This is a genomic window from Pseudomonas glycinis (assembly GCF_054871425.1).
Window position 1 is genome coordinate 168,590 of record NZ_JBTYHF010000005.1, and the last position, 20,445, is coordinate 189,034.

The 20,445-nt window shown below is 59.6% G+C and carries 26 protein-coding genes; 12 read left to right on the plus strand and 14 right to left on the minus strand.

From position 1 onward, the window contains the following. Positions 1-8: 8 nt before the first annotated feature. Both ACYSTU_RS13855 and ACYSTU_RS13860 read left to right on the plus strand, forming a co-directional pair. Complete coding sequence (locus ACYSTU_RS13855) at positions 9-1,232, plus strand: methyl-accepting chemotaxis protein (protein ID WP_498999767.1); 1,224 nt, start codon at positions 9-11, stop codon at positions 1,230-1,232. A gap of 109 nt (positions 1,233-1,341) precedes the next feature. Continuing rightward, positions 1,342-1,545, plus strand: coding sequence for a hypothetical protein (locus ACYSTU_RS13860; protein ID WP_016775093.1), 204 nt, complete (start codon positions 1,342-1,344; stop codon positions 1,543-1,545). Positions 1,546-1,551: 6 nt separating this feature from the next. On the opposite strand, the gene ACYSTU_RS13865 is transcribed toward ACYSTU_RS13860, so the two are convergent. Both ACYSTU_RS13865 and ACYSTU_RS13870 read right to left on the minus strand, forming a co-directional pair. Next, positions 1,552-1,791, minus strand: a complete 240-nt coding sequence (locus ACYSTU_RS13865) for a DUF2789 family protein (protein WP_016775092.1) — start codon at positions 1,789-1,791, stop codon at positions 1,552-1,554. A gap of 50 nt (positions 1,792-1,841) precedes the next feature. After that, positions 1,842-2,054, minus strand: coding sequence for a hypothetical protein (locus ACYSTU_RS13870; protein ID WP_498999770.1), 213 nt, complete (start codon positions 2,052-2,054; stop codon positions 1,842-1,844). A 457-nt stretch (positions 2,055-2,511) separates the two neighbouring features. On the opposite strand from ACYSTU_RS13870, the gene ACYSTU_RS13875 reads away from it, so the two are divergent. The 4 genes from ACYSTU_RS13875 (at position 2,512) to ACYSTU_RS13890 (ending at position 4,851) form a co-directional block, all read left to right on the plus strand. Then, a complete protein-coding gene (locus ACYSTU_RS13875) occupies positions 2,512-2,982 on the plus strand; it encodes a hypothetical protein (protein WP_125926955.1) in 471 nt (156 codons plus the stop codon). Beyond that, positions 2,979-3,176, plus strand: coding sequence for a hypothetical protein (locus tag ACYSTU_RS13880; RefSeq protein WP_016775089.1), 198 nt, complete (start codon positions 2,979-2,981; stop codon positions 3,174-3,176). Before ACYSTU_RS13875 ends, ACYSTU_RS13880 begins: the two co-directional genes overlap by 4 nt. A gap of 125 nt (positions 3,177-3,301) precedes the next feature. After that, complete coding sequence (locus ACYSTU_RS13885) at positions 3,302-4,318, plus strand: ABC transporter substrate-binding protein (RefSeq protein WP_024013250.1); 1,017 nt, start codon at positions 3,302-3,304, stop codon at positions 4,316-4,318. 92 nt (positions 4,319-4,410) lie between these two features. Then, a complete protein-coding gene (locus tag ACYSTU_RS13890; protein ID WP_016775087.1) occupies positions 4,411-4,851 on the plus strand; it encodes a DUF3995 domain-containing protein in 441 nt (146 codons plus the stop codon). A 115-nt stretch (positions 4,852-4,966) separates the two neighbouring features. Here ACYSTU_RS13890 and ACYSTU_RS13895 read toward each other — a convergent pair whose 3' ends face one another. The 7 genes from ACYSTU_RS13895 to ACYSTU_RS13925 all read right to left on the minus strand — a co-directional run bounded on the left by ACYSTU_RS13895 (position 4,967) and on the right by ACYSTU_RS13925 (position 12,130). Further along, the gene (locus ACYSTU_RS13895) at positions 4,967-5,329 is read right to left on the minus strand and encodes a Na+/H+ antiporter subunit G (RefSeq protein ID WP_071172758.1); all 363 of its coding nucleotides are present in this window, start codon (positions 5,327-5,329) and stop codon (positions 4,967-4,969) included. Next, a complete protein-coding gene (locus tag ACYSTU_RS13900) occupies positions 5,326-5,604 on the minus strand; it encodes a K+/H+ antiporter subunit F (protein WP_016775085.1) in 279 nt (92 codons plus the stop codon). Before ACYSTU_RS13900 ends, ACYSTU_RS13895 begins: the two co-directional genes overlap by 4 nt. Next, complete coding sequence (locus tag ACYSTU_RS13905; RefSeq protein WP_071172756.1) at positions 5,601-6,089, minus strand: Na+/H+ antiporter subunit E; 489 nt, start codon at positions 6,087-6,089, stop codon at positions 5,601-5,603. The genes ACYSTU_RS13900 and ACYSTU_RS13905 overlap by 4 nt, the downstream gene beginning before the upstream one ends. After that, positions 6,086-7,765: a monovalent cation/H+ antiporter subunit D gene (locus ACYSTU_RS13910; RefSeq protein ID WP_498999366.1), complete on the minus strand. Its 1,680-nt coding sequence runs from the start codon at positions 7,763-7,765 to the stop codon at positions 6,086-6,088. Before ACYSTU_RS13910 ends, ACYSTU_RS13905 begins: the two co-directional genes overlap by 4 nt. Beyond that, a complete protein-coding gene (locus tag ACYSTU_RS13915; protein ID WP_016775082.1) occupies positions 7,762-8,106 on the minus strand; it encodes a Na+/H+ antiporter subunit C in 345 nt (114 codons plus the stop codon). The genes ACYSTU_RS13910 and ACYSTU_RS13915 overlap by 4 nt, the downstream gene beginning before the upstream one ends. Then, positions 8,106-11,024, minus strand: coding sequence for a monovalent cation/H+ antiporter subunit A (locus ACYSTU_RS13920; RefSeq protein WP_498999370.1), 2,919 nt, complete (start codon positions 11,022-11,024; stop codon positions 8,106-8,108). The genes ACYSTU_RS13915 and ACYSTU_RS13920 overlap by 1 nt, the downstream gene beginning before the upstream one ends. A 170-nt stretch (positions 11,025-11,194) precedes the next feature. After that, positions 11,195-12,130, minus strand: a complete 936-nt coding sequence (locus tag ACYSTU_RS13925; RefSeq protein WP_110601058.1) for a DMT family transporter — start codon at positions 12,128-12,130, stop codon at positions 11,195-11,197. Between the two features lie 85 nt (positions 12,131-12,215). On the opposite strand from ACYSTU_RS13925, the gene ACYSTU_RS13930 reads away from it, so the two are divergent. Further along, positions 12,216-12,779, plus strand: coding sequence for a helix-turn-helix domain-containing protein (locus tag ACYSTU_RS13930; RefSeq protein ID WP_024013243.1), 564 nt, complete (start codon positions 12,216-12,218; stop codon positions 12,777-12,779). After that, positions 12,780-14,183, plus strand: coding sequence for an FAD/NAD(P)-binding protein (locus ACYSTU_RS13935; RefSeq protein ID WP_498999375.1), 1,404 nt, complete (start codon positions 12,780-12,782; stop codon positions 14,181-14,183). 202 nt (positions 14,184-14,385) lie between these two features. On the opposite strand, the gene ppnN is transcribed toward ACYSTU_RS13935, so the two are convergent. Beyond that, entirely contained in the window at positions 14,386-15,759 is a 1,374-nt protein-coding gene (gene ppnN, locus ACYSTU_RS13940; RefSeq protein ID WP_073471165.1) for a nucleotide 5'-monophosphate nucleosidase PpnN, read from the minus strand. Between the two features lie 222 nt (positions 15,760-15,981). On the opposite strand from ppnN, the gene ACYSTU_RS13945 reads away from it, so the two are divergent. Beyond that, positions 15,982-16,509 (plus strand): DUF3087 domain-containing protein, encoded by a 528-nt coding sequence (locus ACYSTU_RS13945; protein WP_498999378.1) that lies wholly within the window; start codon positions 15,982-15,984, stop codon positions 16,507-16,509. On the opposite strand, the gene ACYSTU_RS13950 is transcribed toward ACYSTU_RS13945, so the two are convergent. Then, complete coding sequence (locus ACYSTU_RS13950; RefSeq protein ID WP_041480792.1) at positions 16,506-16,892, minus strand: DUF2784 domain-containing protein; 387 nt, start codon at positions 16,890-16,892, stop codon at positions 16,506-16,508. The two genes, ACYSTU_RS13945 and ACYSTU_RS13950, sit on opposite strands and share 4 nt — an antisense overlap. A gap of 129 nt (positions 16,893-17,021) precedes the next feature. Here ACYSTU_RS13950 and ACYSTU_RS13955 point away from each other — a divergent pair, with 129 nt between their 5' ends. Continuing rightward, positions 17,022-17,165, plus strand: coding sequence for a hypothetical protein (locus tag ACYSTU_RS13955; protein WP_164488351.1), 144 nt, complete (start codon positions 17,022-17,024; stop codon positions 17,163-17,165). A 44-nt stretch (positions 17,166-17,209) separates the two neighbouring features. Here ACYSTU_RS13955 and ACYSTU_RS13960 read toward each other — a convergent pair whose 3' ends face one another. Further along, the gene (locus ACYSTU_RS13960) at positions 17,210-17,482 is read right to left on the minus strand and encodes a hypothetical protein (RefSeq protein ID WP_016775076.1); all 273 of its coding nucleotides are present in this window, start codon (positions 17,480-17,482) and stop codon (positions 17,210-17,212) included. A 263-nt stretch (positions 17,483-17,745) separates the two neighbouring features. Then, positions 17,746-18,426 (minus strand): SOS response-associated peptidase, encoded by a 681-nt coding sequence (locus ACYSTU_RS13965; protein WP_498999384.1) that lies wholly within the window; start codon positions 18,424-18,426, stop codon positions 17,746-17,748. 197 nt (positions 18,427-18,623) lie between these two features. Between ACYSTU_RS13965 and ACYSTU_RS13970 the strand changes: the two genes are divergently transcribed. Both ACYSTU_RS13970 and ACYSTU_RS13975 read left to right on the plus strand, forming a co-directional pair. Then, positions 18,624-19,523 (plus strand): polysaccharide deacetylase family protein, encoded by a 900-nt coding sequence (locus ACYSTU_RS13970; protein WP_498999386.1) that lies wholly within the window; start codon positions 18,624-18,626, stop codon positions 19,521-19,523. Between the two features lie 105 nt (positions 19,524-19,628). Further along, on the plus strand, positions 19,629-19,871 hold the full coding sequence (locus ACYSTU_RS13975) for a DUF1652 domain-containing protein (RefSeq protein ID WP_016775073.1): 243 nt from the start codon (positions 19,629-19,631) through the stop codon (positions 19,869-19,871). 3 nt (positions 19,872-19,874) lie between these two features. On the opposite strand, the gene ACYSTU_RS13980 is transcribed toward ACYSTU_RS13975, so the two are convergent. Beyond that, a complete protein-coding gene (locus ACYSTU_RS13980) occupies positions 19,875-20,237 on the minus strand; it encodes an NUDIX hydrolase (protein ID WP_498999773.1) in 363 nt (120 codons plus the stop codon). Between the last annotated feature and the right edge of the window lie 208 nt (positions 20,238-20,445).

Consider the following 20,445-nt stretch of genomic DNA (forward strand, 5'->3'; position numbering starts at 1 on the left):
CCGAAGTGATGATCGCCACCGAACAGGCGACTTCACAGCTCAGTCGCGACGCGCTGGACGCCGCCAGCCAAGCGCATCACAGCAGCGCGGCGGGGCGCAGCGAACTGCTCGACTCGATTTCGCGCATGCAGCAACTCAGTCAGCGCGCCAACGCCAGCCGCGAATTGATCGAGGCCCTGAGTGTGCGCAGCGACGACATTCAACGGGTGACGCTGGTGATCCAGTCGATTGCCAGCCAGACCAATCTGTTGGCCTTGAATGCTGCGATTGAAGCAGCCCGGGCCGGTGAGCATGGTCGCGGTTTCGCTGTGGTCGCCGACGAGGTGCGCGGATTGGCGGCGCGGACGGCGGCGGCCACGGGCGAAGTCGGTGAGATGGTTGCAGACATTCAGCAACGCACCGCGCAAGTGGTGGCGCAGATTCGCGAGTTGTCGAGCGATCTGCACACCGGCGTCGAACAGGTCGAGCATACCGGTCAGCATCTGGAAAACATCGCGCGACTTGCCGCTGGAGTGGAAACCCAGGTCAGCGAAATCGCCCGTGGCGCGCAAACCAATCGCGAGCAGCTTGACGCGCTGTTTATCGCTATCGAGCAAATGCGCAGCGATCTGGCAATCAGCGATCAGCAGACCCGCCGCCTCGCCGAGGCCGCTGTGCAGATGGAAGGACAGGCGGAAACCATCAGCGAACGCCTGGCCGAGGTCGGCCTGGATGACTATCACCAGCGCATTTATGACTTGGCGCGCGAAGGTGCGAGCCAGATCGCGGCGCGCTTCGAGGCGGATGTCGAGCAGGGGCGGATCAGCCTGGATGACCTGTTCGATCGCAGCTACCAGCTGATTTCGGGCACCGAACCAGCCAAATTTCAAACCCGCTTTGATCGATACACCGATCAGGTCTTGCCGGCGATTCAAGAACCTTTATTGGCGCGTCATGAAGGGCTGGTTTTTGCGATTGCCTGCACGCAGCAGGGTTATGTACCGACGCACAACCAGGCATTCAGCCAGCCATTGACCGGCGATGTGCAGGTCGACACGGTAAATAACCGCACCAAACGCAAATTCGCTGACCGCACCGGTATCCGCTGCGGCAGCCATCAGCAACCGGTGCTGTTGCAGACTTACATGCGCGATACGGGTGAGCTGATGCATGATTTATCGGTGCCGATCATGATCAATGGCCGACACTGGGGCGGGTTGCGTCTGGGCTATAAACCTGAGAATCCGCGCTGAAATTATTACCGGTGACGCAATGAATCTGTGCACGGCGGTTGCTGTTTACTCTCGACGGAAAGCATTAATCTGACGACTTAGTTAGGTAGCTAATTATTTCGGAGGGCACATGCAGTGCAGGGTAGACGTGGCAGTGATGATCGGCAGCGGTGTTCCGGCCGGCTTACGCGCGATGGGGCGCAGTGTTTGCTGGGTAGTTTTGCTCAACGGTGAGCGACGCGGCACAGCCTTCGCCAGTCGCGATGAAGCGGAGGAGTGCAAGGCTGCCTGGCTCGAACAATTGAACATCGAGCCCGGCGACAGCCTGCACTGATCGTACTTACTTGCCGCGATGCAAACGTACGTTCAGCTCATCGACGATCGGCGCTTCTTCGCCATCGGCCCGCAGCCATTCCTTGAGTAATTGCGCCTGCTGGGGTGACCAGAAGTCGGCATCGATGAGTTTAGTGTCCGGATCCAGCGGATGTGCTTCGACAAAGTCATTGATCGACGCCTCATCCGAGGGCAGGCCCAGCTGTTCGAAAAGGGTGGTCAGGTTAAGCTCGGTTGGCAGTTCCATCATCTACTCCTGGGTCGGTGCCGGTGCGGCTTGTTCGTTCACTCCCCTTATCAGAGGCAGGCGCTGGCGCGGAGTTCGATTTTTGATTCAAGCGAGCGGGCAAGGGCGCAGGCTTCGTTGTGATTGCCGCGGAAACCTCTGACACGTCCCGTGGATATCTCCTTGATGTGAAAGAACGCAATACCCGCTGGCACCACTTGAAAGTGTGTGGTTCGATGATTGTTAGAAGATGTCGGAAGGTTGTCGAGGTCGGCAACCTTCATCGTCAGAGGTGTGTTGATTCGCGCGTCGGCCGACGTGGCAAAATGAGTCAAAGTGCACATATGAAGTCCTTTTCATCAGTCGGCCGGGATTTAACGGCCGTTGCGGGTAGTCGTAATGAGCATCGCTGCTCTAGAATCGCCAGTACCTGTTGACGACCGGGCTTATCTAAAGCAATTTTTCGCCAGCGATATGTCGGAAAAGTGCTTTTTTTCGTGAGAAATTTCCCTGAAGTTCGTAGTCAGATTTGCTCCAGTCGCACTTGAGGCTTTTTCCTTCAAGGTTTGCCGATTTCGGAGCGGGTTTCACTAATGACAATCCAGTAGTCTACGAACCTTGCGATCAAGAGCGCTTCGCTCGCTCCGGGTTTTTGAGTGATTTTGCAGTTTTCATCGGCATTGCCGTTTTTTGCCGTGCGTGTTTTCCGCTGCACGGTTTTTCAAATGTGGGGATGTTTCTTTGGCAGTCAGTAACCTCGATATGCATGCTTTGTTCGTGCTGGGTGATTTGCGTGCAAAGCTGGTCAAGCAATTCCAATCACGTTTTGTTTACATCACCGAGCAAAACGCCGAAGGCATTTACATTGCCGAAATCGACACCGAAAGTGCATTGGTGGTCGATGACAAACCGGGGCTCAAGCTCAAGGTCGGCGACCATTTCATCGCGTCAGTGTTGCCCAGCCGTGAAGGCGGCAAGATGGACATTCGTTTTCGCGACATCAAACTCACGGTTTACGGCTTGGGCGACTACGCATTTGTCAGTACGGCCGACGGTCACGCGATTCTGTTCAAGGAAGGTCATAGCGTCGTCACGGTGTTCGCCGCCAGTGAACAATTGCAGGAAGGCCTGACCAAAACCTTGAAAGCCGTCACCGCCAAGGCTGCCAAATGGCGCAAAGGTGAACTGATTTCCTTCAAGGCCAGCGAGTGAGCCGCGCGCACTTCCATTCGCAAAATCTCGACAGCGCACGCGAAGACGCTCAGCGCCTGTTCGCCCGCAAGGCCGAACTGCAAGGTGCCTGGCTGAGTTGGGTGGCGTCGCAGCTCTACGCATTGCAACCGGCGGCATACGCCAGCATGGTCAGACGTGAGCTGCAAAGCCTGCAGGAAAAGTCTGAAACGTAACCTCGCGCACGGTAGACCCCGGAAAAAGCAGGAACCTCGGCTAAAGTCAGTTGACTGAGTCATTCAGAGGCTTGCGTTTCTGTCAGGCCAACTGCCATTGCTGTGAACAGCACGAGGTGTGATGCATGAACGGATTTCGACGGTTACTGGCCGCCAGCGTGGCCACCTTTGGTTTGCTGACGTCAGCGCAATCGCTGCAGGCGGCACAGGCGCCGATCCACTTTGCCGACCTGAACTGGGAAAGCGGCAGCCTGATCACCGAGGTGCTGCGGGTGATCGTCGAGAAAGGCTACGGCTTGCCGACCGATACCTTGCCGGGTACCACTATCACCCTTGAGACCGCGCTGGCCAACAATGACATCCAGGTGATTGGCGAGGAGTGGGCCGGGCGCAGTCCGGTCTGGGTCAAGGCCGAAGCCGAGGGCAAGGTCGTCGGTCTGGGCGATACGGTAAAGGGTGCCACTGAAGGCTGGTGGGTGCCGGAATACGTGATCAAGGGCGATCCGGCCAAAGGCATCAAGCCACTGGCGCCGGATCTGCGCAGTGTCACTGATCTGAAGAAATACAAGGACGTGTTCAAGGACCCGGAAAGCCCGGGCAAAGGGCGTTTCCTCAACAGCCCGATCGGCTGGACGTCGGAAGTGGTCAACAAGCAGAAGCTCACGGCGTATGGCTTGCAGGACGACTACACCAACTTCCGCAGCGGTTCCGGCGCTGCGCTGGATGCCGAGATCAGCTCTTCGATTCGTCGCGGCAAACCAGTGCTGTTCTATTACTGGTCGCCGACGCCACTGCTTGGCAAATTCAAACTGGTGCAACTGGAAGAGCCGCCGTTCGATGCCGAGGCGTGGAAGACGCTGACAGACGCCGATAATCCCAATCCGAAACCAACCCGCTCGCTGGCATCGAAACTGTCGATTGGCGTGTCTACGCCGTTTCAAAAGCAGAACCCGCAAATTGCCGAGTTCTTCAGCAAGGTCGATTTTCCCATCGAGCCGCTGAACAAGGCACTGGCGGATATGAGTGACAAGCACACCGCGCCTCGTGAGGCGGCGGTCGCGTTCATGAAGACGCATCCGGATGTGTGGCAGGCGTGGCTGCCCAAGGATGTGGCCGACAAGGTGACGGCTGATCTGAAATAACGCGGTCAATGCCGTGCACCGCCGACCGGTCGTGCACGGCCAAAAAATCCGACTACGATGGTTTGTTCAAATCCCTTTGAAGGATTTCAACCATGACCTTTGTGTTGGCTCAATGGCTGGTGACTGTGTTCGCGGCAATCGGCCTGATGCATGTGTATTGGGCGTTGGGTGGGCAATGGGCGGCGGCGGTGGTGGTGCCGCAGGTGCCGGTGTCAGGCTTCGTCGCCACGGTACGCCCGGCCTTCAAGCCCTCAGGCTGGCTGACGCTGGCAGTGGCGGCTGTGCTGCTGATAATTGCGGCGCTGGTTTGTATGCGGGTCGGTTGGGGCGTGCCGGCGGTGCAGCACAAGGCACTGCAATGGGTGATCAGCGCGATCGCGTTGCTGATGTTCGCTCGGGCGATCGGTGATTCGAATCTGGTCGGGTTCTTCAAGGAAGTGAAGGATTCGCGATTTGCGCGGCTGGATACCTGGGTGTATTCGCCGTTGTGTGCGCTGCTGGGCGCGGGGCTGTTGGCGGTGGCTTGGGTTTGAGCTGATCCGGAGTTTGCGACGCCCCGAGAGGCCTCTTCGCGAGCAGGCTCGCTCCCCACATGGGAGAGCGCATTCCTACTGTAGCGATGGCGCCATCACGGGCGCCACATGATCATCAGTTACCACTTTCAGTCTGACGACTGCTCACCTCGGCCGGCACATCATCCCCGGCCATCCGCTTGCGGAACAACGCCGCCCGCGCCAGCAGCAGGGTGGTCACCGGCACGGTGATAGCCAACAGGACCGGAATCAACCAGGCATGCACCACTGGTGCGGATTTCAATGCCGAAAAGCAGATGATCGACGCCAGTGCCACACACCAGGCACCGAGTGTCGAGGCCAGCGCCGGCGGGTGCATGCGCTGGAAGTAATCCTTCATGCGCAGCAATCCGGTTGCGCCCAGCAGGGTAAACACGCCGCTGAGCACCAGCAGCACCGCCACCGGAATCTCGACCCACAAAGACAATTCGGCATTCATTCGATCACCTCGCCACGCAGCAGGAATTTCGCCAGGGCAAAGGAGCCGACGAAGCCGAACAGCGCGATCAGCAGCGCCGCTTCGAAGTAGGTATCGCTGGCGTAACGAATGCCCAGGGTCAGCATCATCAGCATCGCGACGATATAAAGGTAATCCAGCGCCAGAACCCGATCCTGAGCTGACGGGCCTTTGAACAGGCGCACCAGGGTCAGCGCCATCGCCACGCAGTACAGAAACAGCGTCAGCAGAATCGCATTCGACAGCAATGGGCTCATTCGAAAATCTCCATCAACGGTCGCTCGTAAGTGCTTTTGAAGTGCTCGATGAACTGCGCTTCGTCGTGCAGATCCCAGACGTGCAGCAACAGAACGCTGCGGTCCAGCGCCAGCTCCGACCATACCGTGCCGGGCACCACGGTGCAGATCATTGCCAGTGCCGCCAGACCATGAGCATCGCGCAGATCCAGAGGCACTTTGATAAAGCATGAGTTGGGCGGACGACGTCCGGCGTTGACTACGCCCCAGGCGACGATCAGGTTTGACATGATGACGTCGCGGCCGACCAGGAAGAACAGACGCAGGATGGCGATGGGGTTGCGGATGCGCGCACGTTTCGGCCGCAATTTGCGCATCATCAGCGGCGCAGCGAAACCCAGCGCGGCACCGAGCAGCAGATTGCCCGGGCTGACGGACAGGTTCAGGGTCAGCCACAGAATCCACAGGGCCAGCGATAACCACGGAGCCGGGAACAGTCGATTCATGGCTGCACCTCGAGCATGTCGGCTCTGGCTTGCGGGCTCGGCACCGCCCGAGTGCCTAGAACTGCGAACACATATTGCTGCGGATTGTTCAGCGCATCGGCCGTGGCCTGGGTGTAGCGCAGCAGCGGTTCAGCCTTGAACGTAAGGGCAATGCCCAGCCCGAGCAGCAGGAAAATCGGCGCGCATTCGAGTTTGCGCAGCAATGGTGACGGGCGCTCTTCCGGCGTCCAGAAGCGCTGAATGCCGAGGCGCGAGAAGGCCATCAGCGAGGCCAGACCGGTCAGGATCAACAGGGCCAGCAATCCCCATGCGCCGGGAGACAGCGGCGCCGCAGTGCCAAGTCCCAACGGGTTGAGCAATGCCCCGATCAGGCTGAGCTTGCCGATGAACCCGGACAGCGGTGGCATGCCGATGATCAACAGCGCGCAGGCAATGAAGCTCAAACCGAGAAAGGCCATGGTCCAGGGGATGACTTGGCCGACCACGGCTTTCTGCTCGTCGTCGAGGTTGATGCCCTTGGGCGGTTGCAGCGATTCCTGTGGACGCGGCAGCAGTTCGCTTTCGTCTTCCAGCGGAATTTCGTTGGCCGAGCGCGAGCGCTCGATCAGTTCGGCGAGCATGAACAATGCGCTCAGCGCCAGGGTCGAGCTGACCAGATAGAACAGCGCAGCGCCGATCAGGTTCGGCTGGGCGAAGCCGATCGCCGAGAGCAGGATCCCCGCCGACACCAGAATGCTCAGGCTGGCCATGCGCTCCAGGCGTTGCGCGGCGATAATCGCCAGCCCTGCGCAAGCCATGGTCGCCATGCCGCCGTAAATCAGCCAGTCGCCGCCGAAGAATGCCGAGGCGCCGGCCTGGCCGGAAAACAACAGGGTCCACAAGCGCAGCAGGGTGTAGATGCCGACCTTGGTCATGATGGCAAACATCGCCGCCACCGGCGCGCTGGCCGAGGAATAGGCCGGCACCAGCCAGAAATTCAGCGGCCACATGCCAGCCTTGGCCAGAAACGCTACCGCTAGAATCCCTGCCCCAGCGTGCAGCAAGCCACGGTCGGCTTCCGGCACCAGCGGGATCTTCATCGCCAGATCGGCCATGTTCAGCGTGCCGGTCACCCCGTAGATCAACGCAGCGCCGATCAAAAACAGTGACGATGCCAGCAGGTTGATCGAAATGTAATGCAACCCCGACGACACCCGCGCCCGGCCTGAGCCGTGCAGCAATAAACCGTAGGACGCGGCGAGCAACACTTCGAAGAACACGAACAGGTTGAACAGATCCGCGGTCAGGAACGCGCCATACAGGCCCATCAGCTGGATCTGGAACAGAGCGTGAAAGCTTGAGCCGGCGCCGTCCCAGCGGGCCATGGCAAACAGCAACGCGCTGACGCCGATAATGCCGGTCAGCACCAGCATCAGTGCCGACAGGCGATCTACCACCAGGACGATGCCAAACGGTGCCTGCCAGTTGCCCGGCAGATACACGCCGATGGAGCCGGGTACGCCGGTGGTCTGCGTCCATTGCAGCAGCATCACTGAAATGAACAGGCCGAGGAGGCTGGAGAACAAGTTGATTTTCGCCTTCAGCGGCCGGTGCTTCTCGCCCAGCATCAGCATGATCGCGGCGGTCAGCAGCGGCAGCAGGATCGGTGCGGCGATCAGGTGAGTCATCGCCATCATTCTTTAGGCTCCCGGCCGTCGACGTGGTCGGTGCCGGTCAGGCCGCGCGAGGCGAGCAATACGACGAGGAACAGTGCGGTCATGGCGAAGCTGATGACGATCGCCGTCAGTACCAGCGCCTGGGGCAGCGGGTCGGTGTAATGCAGCAAGTCCTGGGTCACGCCGTCCTTGATCACCGGTTCCTTGCCGATGAACAGGCTTCCCATGCTGAAAATGAACAGGTTGACTGCATATGACAGCAGGCACAGGCCCATGACCACCTGAAAGGTTCGCGGGCGCAGGATCAGCCAGACCCCGGACGCGGCAAGGATGCCGATGGCGATTGCGATGACTTCTTCCATCAGACGGCTCCTTTGCTGGCGACGGACTTGGGCAGCGAGGCCGTCTTGTGGCCGCGCACCGATTGGTGGGCGAGGGCGGTGAGGATCAACAACGTCGATCCGACCACCACGGCGTACACGCCGACGTCGAAGAACAGCGCACTGGCAATATGGATATCACCGAGCAACGGCACGCTGATGTGCCAGGTATGAGTGGTCAGGAACGGATAACCGGCGACTAGCGCACCGAGACCGGTGGCAATGGCGAACAGCAGCCCGGTGCCCATCCAGCGCAATGGCCGCAGGCTCATTTGTGCTTCGACCCACTGCGTGCCGGCAACCATGTATTGCAGGATAAAGGCCACCGACATCACCAGCCCGGCGACAAATCCGCCGCCCGGCTGATTGTGCCCGCGCATGAACAGATAAAACGACACCACCAGAGCGACAGGCAGCAGCAGGCGAACCAGTACCGCCGGCACCATCATGAAGCCGAGCGCGGTGTCGCTGGCCGATCGCGGGTTGACCAGATCGGTGACCACGTCGGGCGCGAGCAGGCGTTGCTGGGCCGGCAATTGCAGGCTTTCCTTCGGCGGACGGAAGCGCCGCAGCAGGGCGAATACGGTGAGCGCCACGGCGGCCAGCACGGTGATTTCGCCGAGGGTATCGAAACCACGGAAGTCCACCAGCATCACGTTGACCACGTTGCTGCCGCCGCCCTCGGGCAGGGCGCGGCTGAGGTAGAAAGAGGAAATGTGGTTCGGCGTCTGCCGGGTGAGCATGGCGTAGGACAGCAGGGCCATGCCGGCGCCGACGGCAATCGACAGCAGCAAGTCGCGCAGACGACGAATACGCGCCTTGCGCAGGCTGCTCGGCAATGGTGAGACTTCTTCGATACGTCGCGGCAACCAGCGCAGGCCAAGCAGGATCAACACCGTGGTCACCACTTCGACTGCCAGTTGCGTCAGCGCCAGATCCGGCGCGGAGAACCAGACGAAGGTCACGCAGGTCATCAAGCCACAGACGCTGACCATCGTCAGGGCGGCGAGACGGTGATATTTCGCCTGCCAAGCGGCGCCAAGCGCACAGGCTATCGCCAGCAGCCACAGGGTCACGAAGACAATGGATCCTGGGATTTTCGGCCGGTCGCCCCAGGTCAGCGTGCTGTGCAGCATCGGGATCAGACCGGCGAGCACGGCGGCCGAAACCATCAGGAACAACTGCATCTGCAAACGCTTGGTGCCCAGGCGCCGCTCGACGCGCCGGGCGATGCGCATCATTACGACCAGACTGCGCTCGAACAAACGCTTGCCGTTGAAGCGGCCCACCAGCGGCGGGTACTTGAAACGGCCCAGCTTGAACTGCTTGCGCAGCAGCAGATAGAGGAGGATGCCGCCGGACATGGCGATCAGGCTCATGATCATCGGCGCGTTCAAGCCGTGCCAGATGGCCAGGCTGTATTCCGGCAACTCCCCGCCAACTACCGGCAGCGCTGCAGCGGCGAGCAGTGGCCCGACGATCTGCGCCGGAAAAATCCCCACCAGCAGGCAAGTGAAGACCAGCAACTCGACGGGTGCGCGCATCCAGCGTGGCGGCTCGTGCGGCGTATGCGGCAGGTCAGTGGCGGTGGGGCCGAAGAACACATCGACGGTGAAACGCAGGGAGTAGGCCACGCTGAACATGCCGGCGATGGTCGCGACGATCGGCAGACTGGTTTCGACCCACGCGGTGGCGTTGATGAACACGGTTTCGGCGAAGAACATTTCTTTCGACAGGAAACCGTTGAGCAGCGGTACGCCGGCCATTGAGGCGCTGGCGACCATGGCCAGCGTTGCCGTATAGGGAATCAGCTTGATCAGGCCGCTGAGTTTGCGAATGTCACGGGTACCGCTTTCGTGGTCAATGATGCCGGCGGCCATGAACAGCGAAGCTTTGAACGTCGCGTGATTGAGAATGTGAAACACCGCCGCCACCGCGGCCAGTGAACTGTTCAGGCCCAGGAGCAAAGTGATCAGACCGAGATGGCTGATGGTCGAGTAGGCCAGCAAACCTTTGAGATCGTTCTGGAACATGGCGCAGTACGCGCCGAGCAACAGCGTACAGGCGCCCGCTCCGCTGACGATGTAGAACCATTCCTCACTGCCGGACAGCGACGGCCACAGACGTGCCAAAAGGAAAACCCCGGCCTTGACCATGGTCGCCGAGTGCAGATAGGCCGACACGGGCGTCGGTGCCGCCATGGCGTGGGGCAGCCAGAAGTGAAGCGGGAATTGCGCGCTTTTGCTCAGCGCGCCGATCAGGATGAGTGGCAGAAGAACGGGGTAGAGGGCATGTGCGCGAATCAGATCGCCGGCGGCCAGGACCTTGTCCAGGTCATAGCTGCCGACGACATGGCCGAGAATCATGACCCCCGCCAGCAGACATAATCCGCCGGCACCGGTGACCATCAGCGCCATATAAGCACCGCGCCGCGCATCGGCGCGGTGGTGCCAGTAGCCGATCAGCAGAAACGAGAAGAGGCTGGTCAATTCCCAGAAGAACACGATCTGAATCAGGTTGCCGGAGATCACCAGCCCGAGCATGGCGCCCATGAACGCCAGGAAAAATGCGAAAAAGCGCGGCACCGGGTCGTCCGGCGACATGTAATAACGGGCATATAAAGAGACAAGTGTACCGATGCCGAGCACCAGCATCGAGAACAGCCAGGAGAAGCCGTCCATGCGCAGAACGAAGTTCAGCCCCAGACTCGGCAACCACATGAATTCTTCGCGGATCACGCCACCGTGGGCGATTTGCGGGTACAGCATCGCGACCTGAACGGTGCCGATCAGAGCGACCAGGCCCGCCAGCAGGGATTCGGCATTACGCGCATTGTGCGGCAGCACCGCTGCCAGACAGCTGCCAATGAACGGCAGAAGCAGTAGAACTATCAGGGACATAGGCTTCTAATCTGCGGAAGTTTGTGAAGCATCATACGTGCCAGCTCCCTGATCACCAAACGCGAGGATGTCTCAGAATCCTACAAAGTAGTCTGGAATTGTGTGTTTGGCGCTGTTTCAGGGGCAACGATGGTGCGGCGCTTTCGCGAGCAGCCAGAAGAGATTGCGGGTCACCCCTGCGTTTCCCGCTCCAGCTCAGCTTCTGCCTCGGTGGACCTTCCCTTGGTCTTCAGCTCACTGATAATCACCGCCGCAACAATCAATCCTGCGCCCACCAGCGCAATTGCCGGCAAGCGCTCCCCGGCAATCCGTCCGACAATCCCGGCCCACACCGGTTCACCGGCATAGATCAACGTCGCCCGAGTCGGCGAAACACTCTTCTGTGCCCAGTTCATCGCTACCTGAATCGCCGCACTCGCTGCGCCCAGGCCCAAAGCCGTCGCCAGCAACAACCAGGAAAAATCCGGAATCACTTCACCGGTCGGGACTACCAGCAAGAACGACAACACCGCCGTCACCGCCAGTTGCACCACCGTCACTCGCCGCACATCCACCTGCCCGGCGAAAGTGCTGATCAAAATGATTTCAGCAGCAATCGCAACGGCGCTGATCAATGTCGCAATTTCTCCGGGACTGAAATTCAGCGCCGCCCCTGAAGGACCCGACAACAACATCAAACCGGTAAACGCCAGCATGATCCCGATACTTGGCATCAACCCCGGACGCCGTCCCAGCACCAGCCATTGCAGCAGCGGCACAAACGGCACGTACAGCGCGGTAATGAACGCCGACTGACTGCTCGGAATGCTTTGCAGCCCGACCGTCTGCAAGCCATAACCAAGCATGATCGCTACACCGATGAACGACCCTGCCTTGACTTCGAACAAGGTCAACTCGCGCAAGTGCCGCCAGGAAAACATCGCCACGATCGCCGCCGCTGCGGCGAAGCGCAGGCCGACGAAAAACATCGGGCCGCTGACCGTCATGGCATGTTGCACAATCAGAAATGTGCCGCCCCAGATCATGGTGATCAGCACCAGCACGCACTCGGCTTTGCTGAAGCGGGAGAAGCGGATTCGGGACGCAGAATTGTTTGGCGACATCATGACCTTGCGCACATTAAAAGGGAGGCCGCACAATGCCGCCAATGTTGCGCAGTATACTGCCCAACCCCACTGAGTGAGCAATATAGTGCACAAAGATTTGACTCAGCGAGCCTCCGTTCTGCAACACGTCAGCCAGAACGTTCGACGCTTGCGCCATGCTGCGGATATGAGCCAGACCGCACTGGCGGAAAAATCCGGGGTGAGCCGACGGATGCTGGTAGCAATCGAGGCAGGCGAAAAGAATGTCAGCCTGACCACGCTTGATCGCGTTGCCGAAGCGCTCGACGTTGCCTTCAGTGATCTGATCCAAGCGCACGATGCGCGCGACCCGAGCCGGATCAATGAGGTTGCCTGGGCGGGCACGATTCCCGGCAGCAGAGCCGTGCTACTGTCCAAAGCCACCGCGAGCCGCGAAGTCGAACAATGGGAATGGTGTCTGCAACCGGGCGAGGTCTACCCGTCGCAACCGGACGCCGATGGCTGGAGCGAGCAGATTTACGTATTTGAAGGATGCCTGACACTGATGCTCGGCGATCAGGCGCAGCACATCAATAAAGGAGAGTTTTTCATGTTCGCCAGCAATCAACCGCATGCCTACCGCAACGATGGCGATGTGGCTGCGCGGTTCGTGCGTAATGTGGTGATCTGAATGGAGCAGCCTGCGGACATCCTGATCATCGGCGGCGGCCTCAGTGGCACCATGCTGGCGGTGCAATTGTTACGCCTGCCTGGGCAACGAAGAATTGCGATTATCGAGCCGCGTGCTGAACTGGGACGTGGTGAGGCTTACAGCGCAGTTGAGTTGGGACATACGCTGAACGGCAACGCGGCGCGGATGAGCGTCGACCCGGATAATCCTGATGATCTGACGCAGTGGCTGACCGCGCATATTGCCGGCGGCGGCTGGCCGGAATCGGCTGAGCAGGACGTGCCGGTCAGTGAGCTGTTTCCGCCGCGTGGCCTGTTCGGGGTCTATGTGCAACAGCGTCTGGCTGAGGCCAGGGCAGTGGGTACGCTGCAAGGTTCGACCGTTGAACATTTCTGTGCTGAGGTCGTCGACCTGCAAGTTGATGCTGGTTCAGTGCAGCTCACCTTGAGCGATGGCCAGACTCTGCGTGGATCGCAGGCGGTGCTGGCCACCGGCATGTTTCCCGCCGCTCGCACGCCGCAGACGCAGTCCAGTGGCCTTAACGCCGCAGCGCTCGATCCCTGGGATGCGGCGGCCATGCGCGAACTCGACCCGCAGTCCACCGTGCTGATCATCGGCTCCGGTCTGACCATGGTTGATGCCGTGGTATCGCTGGAGCAGGCCGGGCATCGCGGGCCGATTGAGGTGTTCTCCCGGCATGGCCTGCTGCCGCACGTGCGCCGTCAACCGCCGGCGTGGGTGGATTTTCTGGCAGCAGATCACAACATTCGTACGCCCCGCCAGTTGCTGCGCGAGTTGCGTCGACATTGTCGCGACGCAGTCGCCCAAGGCATCGACTGGCAGGCGCCGCTGGATACGGTTCGCGCGCACATCGCGCGGTTGTGGAGTCAGGCGACTGACGTGCAGCGTCGACAATTCGTACGGCATGTACGGCCATGGTGGGAGAGTCATCACCATCGTTCGCCGCCACTGAGTGCCGAATTGATCAAACGGCTGCACAATGAAGGGCGCTTGCGCATTCATGCAGCGTCGTTCAAGGGCATTGAGCCCGGCGCGGGCGATGCTCTGACCATTCGCATCCGTCCGCGGGGTGAGACTGAAACAGGCGTCGTCAGCGGTGCGGCGCTGATCAATTCCAGCGGTATTGAATACGACTGGCGGCGCGTTGCTCGGCCGTTGCCGCAGCAATTGCTGGCGCGGGGACTGGTGCAACCGGGGCCGCTGGCGCTGGGGATCACCGCAAAGGACGGCGCAGTGGTGGATGCCGAGGGGCAGGTGAGCGCTCGGTTGTTCGCCATGGGCCCGCCGTTGCGCGGGATGTGGTGGGAAAGTACGGCGGTGACGGACGTCGCTGCGCAGGCTAAAGCGTTGGCTCGGCGGTTGGTAGATAGCCCGAAAGATTGATGTGTTCTTTCGGGCTTCTTCGCGAGCAGGCTCGCTCCCACAGGGGGATTGAGGTTGTGACTCCAATTTGCGCCACACCATAAATCCTGTGGGAGCGAGCTTGCTCGCGAAAAGCGTCATCTGATTCAACGTCTCTGTTGAATGAAAGACCGCTATCGCTGGCAAGCCAGCTCCCACATTGGGTGTGCGTTACGACTTGAAATTACGCGACGACGCGATAGCACGGCACATACGCCGCGCCACCCGGCAACTTCATCCGGTGCTGGGCGACGAAGGCCTTTAGCAGCGCATCAAGCGGCTGCATGATCGCCGCATCACCACGGATCTGATACGGCCCGTGCTCTTCGATCAGGCGAATGCCTTTGTCCTTGACGTTACCGGCGACGATCCCGGAAAACGCCCGACGCAGATTGGCCGCCAGTTCATGCGGTGGCTGGTCGCGATGCAGTTTCAGATTGGCCATGTTTTCGTGGGTTGGATCGAACGGGCGCTGGAAGCCCTCATCGATCTTCAACAGCCAATTGAAATGGAACGCATCGTTACGCTCGCGGCGGAACTGCTTCACCGCTTTCAGGCCTTGAGTCATCTGCCGCGCCACTTCGGCCGGGTCGTCGATGATGATCTCGTAATGCTGCTTCGCCGCTTCGCCGAGGGTCGCGATGACGAACGCATCCAGCTGTTCCAGATACGGCGCGGCATGCTTCGGCCCGGTGAGGATGACCGGGAAGGGCAGGCCTGCGTTGTCCGGGTGCATCAGGATGCCGAGCAGGTACAGGAACTCTTCGGCCGTACCGGCGCCGCCCGGGAAAATGATGATGCCGTGGCCGACACGGACGAAGGCTTCCAGACGCTTTTCGATGTCCGGCAGAATCACCAGCTCATTGACGATCGGGTTCGGCGCCTCGGCGGCGATGATGCCTGGCTCGGTCAGGCCGAGGTAGCGACCGCCGTGAATGCGTTGTTTGGCATGGGCAATGGTCGCGCCTTTCATCGGGCCTTTCATCACGCCAGGGCCGCAACCGGTGCAGATGTCGAGGCTGCGCAGGCCCAGTTCGTGGCCGACTTTCTTGGTGTATTTGTATTCTTCGGTGTTGATCGAGTGGCCGCCCCAGCACACCACGATTTTCGGCTCGACGCCCGGGCGCAGGGTGCGCGCGTTGCGCAGCAGATGGAACACGTAGTCGCTGATGCCTTGGGAATTGCTCAGGTCGATGCGCTGGCTATCGAGTTCGTTCTCGGTGTAGACGATGTCGCGCAGGGCGCTGAAAAGCATTTCGCGGGTGCTGGCGATCATCTCGCCGTCGACGAACGCGTCGGCCGGAGCGTTCAGCAGCTCCAGGCGTACGCCGCGATCCTGCTGGTGAATACGGATTTCGAAGTCCTTGTAGGCTTCGAGGATGGTCTTGGCATTGTCGACATGCGCGCCGGTGTTGAGGATGGCCAGGGCGCACTGGCGGAAGAGGGTATAGGTGCTGCCGGATCCGGCTTCGCTCAGTTGCTGAACTTCACGTTGAGAAAGGGTTTCCAGACTGCCTTTCGGGCTGACCGAGGCATTGATTACGTGTCGTTGGGTCATGCAGTGATCCTTAAAACGATGTCATCCACAACGCAGCGGATGGCATCCGAATAGTGTGTATCCATGAATGAAGATGGCACGATCTGCCTTATACCGCCATGTCCCGTTGGACTTTGAAAAGATGAAAAGGAGCCCCAGCATAGCTAAAACCCGGTGCGATGCGATAATGCGCTGGCGAGTTTTTTCCGTTGCGCGTTTTGTCACTCAAGGAAGTCATTTTCGATGTTCGAGATTCAGCCGATGGACCCCGCTACCTTTCGTCAGCAGACCCGCCGCAGCACGATCATCATCGCCGTGCTGTTTCTGCTGCTGGCCATGCTGTTTTCGTCGGTTGCGGTGGCAGTGTTCGGTGAACCCGACGGGGATAACCTGCGTTTCAATGTCGGCGGCGTATTCGTGGCGTTTCTGCTGACGGCGGCGCTGTTGCGCGGGCGTTTCTGGCATCAGACCTGGATGGCCCCGGCGGTGTACAGCTGGCGCCTCAAGCGCAATCTGATGAGCATCACCAATGTCATGCATCAGGTGACAGCGGCGGTGCAGAACAACGATCCGACGGCGATGAAGGTGTTGCGTTTCTATCACCTCGGATTGCTGCAAATGCATGAGCTGGACGGCAACTCCAGCGATCATGGACTACTGCGTGACGAAGTCGAACAGCACAAGGCGCGGATGCAGGCGCAGGGACTTGATTCTGACCAGCCACGCTTCGATCCGCAGTGGCTGGAAACGTTGAAACCGGCCTCGCGTTAAAACGGAATGCGCCGGGCCCGGCGCAGTTTCCATGAGCGCAGCAGTCGTGCGTACACCAACAGGTTGACCGCCAGCACCACGCTGCCGAGGGCCAGTTGAATCTGCGGCGTCAGACCGGCCGGGTAGATGATCGGCCAGATGTAATGCTCAATGAAGCCGCCGGCGTATTCGGTCTGCCCGGCCGCGTGGCGCATGAGGTTTTCCCAGTAGGTCAATGGACAGGTCAGGTGCAATACCTCGACCGCCACGCCCCATGCGGCCGCCGGCAAGTGCAGCCACATCAAACGTGGCCAGCGCAGCACCAGCAGCCCGCCGAACAGCACGAACAAGATGAAACACAAGTGAAACAACACCAGCCCGTCGGCGGCGATTCGGTAGAGCATGGCGTCTTCCTGACGTAAGGGTGGATGGCGCTATGGTACGCCGCGCGGGATAAAATTCCTTGGTGAATTCGGGCGCGCAAAAGTGTTCTACCCTTTAACGATCATCAACTGTTCTGAGGTGAGGTGCACATGGCAACTGAGCAAACGCGTGCGGAAGATGATGAGCCAACAGAAGAAGAAATCGAGCAGCAGAAGAGGCAGGAAAAAACCTGGAAGCACGATGACAGCCGCGAGCTGTCGGACCGCGATCAGGAGCGTCCGCTGAAACCTTGAACAACGCATACGAAGAGCCCCGCAGCAGCGGGGCTCTTCGCGTTTCAGAGGTCTGCCAACTGCGTGAAATCCGGGTAGGTCGCGCGATACCCCAACGTTCGATCGATCCACGCATTGAGCTCATTGACCATCACCGGCGGATGGCCGGGATAACCCTCGAGGGTGCTGCGCAGGGTGCGTTCGATATCGGGCACGCTGTGCAGGTTTCGGGTCTTGATGTAATGGCCGATAAAACAGTCGAGTTCCAGGCGTTCTGTCTTGGACAGATGGACACACTTCAGGCCGCTGACCTGTTTGATTGCAAAATCGTCGCTCACTTATTTCTCTGCAAGGCTTGAAAGTTGTTGATGGATTCCTGATTTCTTTGACTCTTTGGTCAACTGGTATACCAATCGGAAAGGCGGCGCGCATGCTATCCGCAGCGCGGGAAAATGTATGTATGACTGTCGAAATGTCTGACAGGCGGTTGATTCGCTCAAACGGCTGTTTTACGGGCGTTGTATCGCGGTTGAAACACTTTTTGTAACGCAGGGGACTCAGTGGCGGCGTTGCTTGATTAACGCAAGGATGGACGGATTATTTAGTCGACTCGTTCTATCAATTGCGCACCTTGATTACGCGTATTGCCGACCGCTTTGCCGACTTTGTACCATTCGAAGGCATCACTGGGCTCGCCTTCAAACAGCAGCATCTGCTCGGCGCGCTCCACTGGCGTAGCCGGATCAAGCCATTCCCGAGCTCGCGCCGAATCGAAGACCACCGGGCGGCGGTCGTGAATATCGAGCAGGCCGCCCAGGCTGTCAGCGGTGATGATGACGAACCCGTCGTCCTCCCTCGGCGCAACCCCCGGTGCCGGAAACTGGCCGATACCGGCACAGAAGACCGGAGCCTGATCCGCCCGACGGATCAACCAGGGCTGTCGGGATTTTTCCCCGCTATCAACCCACTCAAACCAATTGTCGACCGGAACGATCAGCCGCTGCCGCCAGATCGCCCGGAAGAACGCGCCGTGGGCGACTTTCTCTACCCGAGCGTTGATAGGCGGGGCACGATCCTTGGCCCAATGCGGCCGCCAGCCCCAACGCAAATTATCGGCATGAATGGCCTGTTCGTGCTGGTGCAGAACCGCCAGCGTAGTGGTGGGCGCTGCGTTGTAGCGATTGAGCGGCGCATCGCCAACGTGATTGATCAACGCATCGGGGATGCTCAGCACCGCAACGAAATCGTGAATCCCACGGTACTGCGTGAGTCTTCCGCACATGGCTGAAATCTCCTTGAGGAAATTTGAGTCTAGTCGGACCTGCCAATGTGCCGGCCGATGACGCACTGAAACCAGCACCGGAACCAAACCCTGTGTACCTTATCCAACCTGCGCTCGCGGATAGCCGCGCATGGATGGACAAAGGCGATGGAGTTTTGCCATTCGACAACACGACGGCCTCGGCCTCAGGGCAAGACATGACATCCGGATGCAAACTTCTTTGTGTTGCGCTCATCGCGCTCGGTCTGGCCGGTTGCATCGCCGCGCCGATTGAAATGACCACGCAAACCGAAACGCGCCTGATGGCCCAGGCCCCCGTACGTTTTTTGCTGACGTTCGATGATGGCCCAAGTGCTTCAGGGTTGTGGAATCCAACGGCGACGGTGCTCGACAGCCTCAAAAGCAATCCGCTGCAGGCAAATATCAAAGCCGTGTTTTTCGTGCAGACCCGAGCACCCAGGGCAGGCAATAGCGAGATCGGTCGCAGCCTGATGCGGCGTGAACACGCCGAGGGACATATTCTCGCTTTCCACACTGCGACTCACTGGCACACCAACCATCGTTCGCTTGATCCGCAAGAACTGGAGCAATCGCTGACCGATGGCAGCGCTGACATCGCCGCTATCACCGGGGTGCAGCCCAAGCTGTTGCGCCCGCCGTTCTGGAACTACGACAAGCGCACATTTGCGGCCTATCAAAAACACGGCTTGCATGTCTTGCTCACGGACATGAGTGCCAACGACGGCAAGATCTGGGGCTTCAACGCCAGCCCTCGGCGTCGGGCGAACATGCTGCGGCAGTTATCGGAAGTGCGCGAGCGTATCGCCGTGGGTCAATTGCCGACGGTGGATGGCGTTATTCCGGTCGTGGTGACGTTCCATGACCTCAATCGCTACACTGCGCGCCACACTCGCGAATATCTGCAGATTCTGCTCGATAGCGCGGCGGCGACCGGGGTCAGACTGGCGGACAAGCCGTTCTACGACAATCAGGCCGCACTGGAAAAAGCTGCGTTGGCGCGTACGGTTCAGCAAAGCGCTGAGCCGGTGAATCTGCCCGGAATGTGGAACTGGATCTGGGATCACGACGCGCATTGAATGGCATGAGTGAGTTGTGATCGGCTTGGCATTCTCGAGCGGGCAGTAAACACACCGTGGGTCTATGCTCGATGGATCGATTCTCCGCCTGCGAGGCGCCCGTCCATGCTTGCCATTGCCGATATTTGCCGGATCGTCGAGTCAGGCTTCCCCACGTTCAAGTGTGATTGCACACCGACCGGGCAAGGTCTGTTGCGGATCAAGGTGTATGAGCCGGGCAGTGGGCGTGTCGAGTTGTTGCTTGACGGCGTTTCTCCCGAGCATCTGGTGACGATTCGCGATATTTCCAATTTCATCGGTGAGTTGCGAACGGAAATCAGCGCCGGTCGCCGGGCGTTCGCCGGCTGATTGTCATAAACGGCGCTGAAAGGCCTGCACGATGCGCCGTGTCGCGTCATTGGTTTCAAGATTGCGCACGGCATCGAGCGGGTACCAGATGCAATCGACGATTTCGTTCTGCGGGCGCACATCGTCGAGGTTGACCACCGAAGCCTCGTACACATGATGCCGCGTACTGCCCGCCTGAAAATCCATCAGGTACAGGACGTCCTCCGCATTGAGCCCGGTTTCCTCCTGCAACTCGCGCACGGCTGCCGCCGCACGGGTTTCCCCGGGTTCGACCTTGCCGCCGGGTAATGACCAGTGATGGCGGGGTTTGCGTACCAGGAGGATATGGCGATCCTGCTCGCAAATGACGGTGGCGCGTACTTTCATGATTGCCCTGTTGATGCGTGTCATAAATCTGTAATCAATCTGCAATATTCGAGCCGCAAGCGGATTTAAAGGTTCCCTCTTGATTCGGAGCCATTTGCGTAGCAAAAAGTGCCAGTGAATTGACATGTGCCAGGGCGAATCCGGTTTACACCGCAGCGGGGAGCGGGTGTAAGGTAAGCCCGTACACCGAAAACACCGTTGACGAAAT

Coding starts and splice junctions, on each gene's coding strand:
- ACYSTU_RS13975 (WP_016775073.1), top strand. CDS start 19,629: ATGCTTGCCATTGCCGATATTTGCCGGATCGTCGAGTCAGGCTTCCCC.
- ppnN (WP_073471165.1), bottom strand. CDS start 15,759: ATGACCCAACGACACGTAATCAATGCCTCGGTCAGCCCGAAAGGCAGT.
- ACYSTU_RS13955 (WP_164488351.1), top strand. CDS start 17,022: ATGGCAACTGAGCAAACGCGTGCGGAAGATGATGAGCCAACAGAAGAA.
- ACYSTU_RS13945 (WP_498999378.1), top strand. CDS start 15,982: ATGTTCGAGATTCAGCCGATGGACCCCGCTACCTTTCGTCAGCAGACC.
- ACYSTU_RS13885 (WP_024013250.1), top strand. CDS start 3,302: ATGAACGGATTTCGACGGTTACTGGCCGCCAGCGTGGCCACCTTTGGT.
- ACYSTU_RS13855 (WP_498999767.1), top strand. CDS start 9: ATGATCGCCACCGAACAGGCGACTTCACAGCTCAGTCGCGACGCGCTG.
- ACYSTU_RS13870 (WP_498999770.1), bottom strand. CDS start 2,054: ATGAAGGTTGCCGACCTCGACAACCTTCCGACATCTTCTAACAATCAT.
- ACYSTU_RS13980 (WP_498999773.1), bottom strand. CDS start 20,237: ATGAAAGTACGCGCCACCGTCATTTGCGAGCAGGATCGCCATATCCTC.
- ACYSTU_RS13890 (WP_016775087.1), top strand. CDS start 4,411: ATGACCTTTGTGTTGGCTCAATGGCTGGTGACTGTGTTCGCGGCAATC.
- ACYSTU_RS13865 (WP_016775092.1), bottom strand. CDS start 1,791: ATGGAACTGCCAACCGAGCTTAACCTGACCACCCTTTTCGAACAGCTG.
- ACYSTU_RS13920 (WP_498999370.1), bottom strand. CDS start 11,024: ATGTCCCTGATAGTTCTACTGCTTCTGCCGTTCATTGGCAGCTGTCTG.
- ACYSTU_RS13950 (WP_041480792.1), bottom strand. CDS start 16,892: ATGCTCTACCGAATCGCCGCCGACGGGCTGGTGTTGTTTCACTTGTGT.
- ACYSTU_RS13895 (WP_071172758.1), bottom strand. CDS start 5,329: ATGAATGCCGAATTGTCTTTGTGGGTCGAGATTCCGGTGGCGGTGCTG.
- ACYSTU_RS13860 (WP_016775093.1), top strand. CDS start 1,342: ATGCAGTGCAGGGTAGACGTGGCAGTGATGATCGGCAGCGGTGTTCCG.
- ACYSTU_RS13935 (WP_498999375.1), top strand. CDS start 12,780: ATGGAGCAGCCTGCGGACATCCTGATCATCGGCGGCGGCCTCAGTGGC.
- ACYSTU_RS13910 (WP_498999366.1), bottom strand. CDS start 7,765: ATGATGGCGATGACTCACCTGATCGCCGCACCGATCCTGCTGCCGCTG.
- ACYSTU_RS13965 (WP_498999384.1), bottom strand. CDS start 18,426: ATGTGCGGAAGACTCACGCAGTACCGTGGGATTCACGATTTCGTTGCG.
- ACYSTU_RS13925 (WP_110601058.1), bottom strand. CDS start 12,130: ATGATGTCGCCAAACAATTCTGCGTCCCGAATCCGCTTCTCCCGCTTC.
- ACYSTU_RS13915 (WP_016775082.1), bottom strand. CDS start 8,106: ATGGAAGAAGTCATCGCAATCGCCATCGGCATCCTTGCCGCGTCCGGG.
- ACYSTU_RS13905 (WP_071172756.1), bottom strand. CDS start 6,089: ATGAATCGACTGTTCCCGGCTCCGTGGTTATCGCTGGCCCTGTGGATT.
- ACYSTU_RS13900 (WP_016775085.1), bottom strand. CDS start 5,604: ATGAGCCCATTGCTGTCGAATGCGATTCTGCTGACGCTGTTTCTGTAC.
- ACYSTU_RS13970 (WP_498999386.1), top strand. CDS start 18,624: ATGACATCCGGATGCAAACTTCTTTGTGTTGCGCTCATCGCGCTCGGT.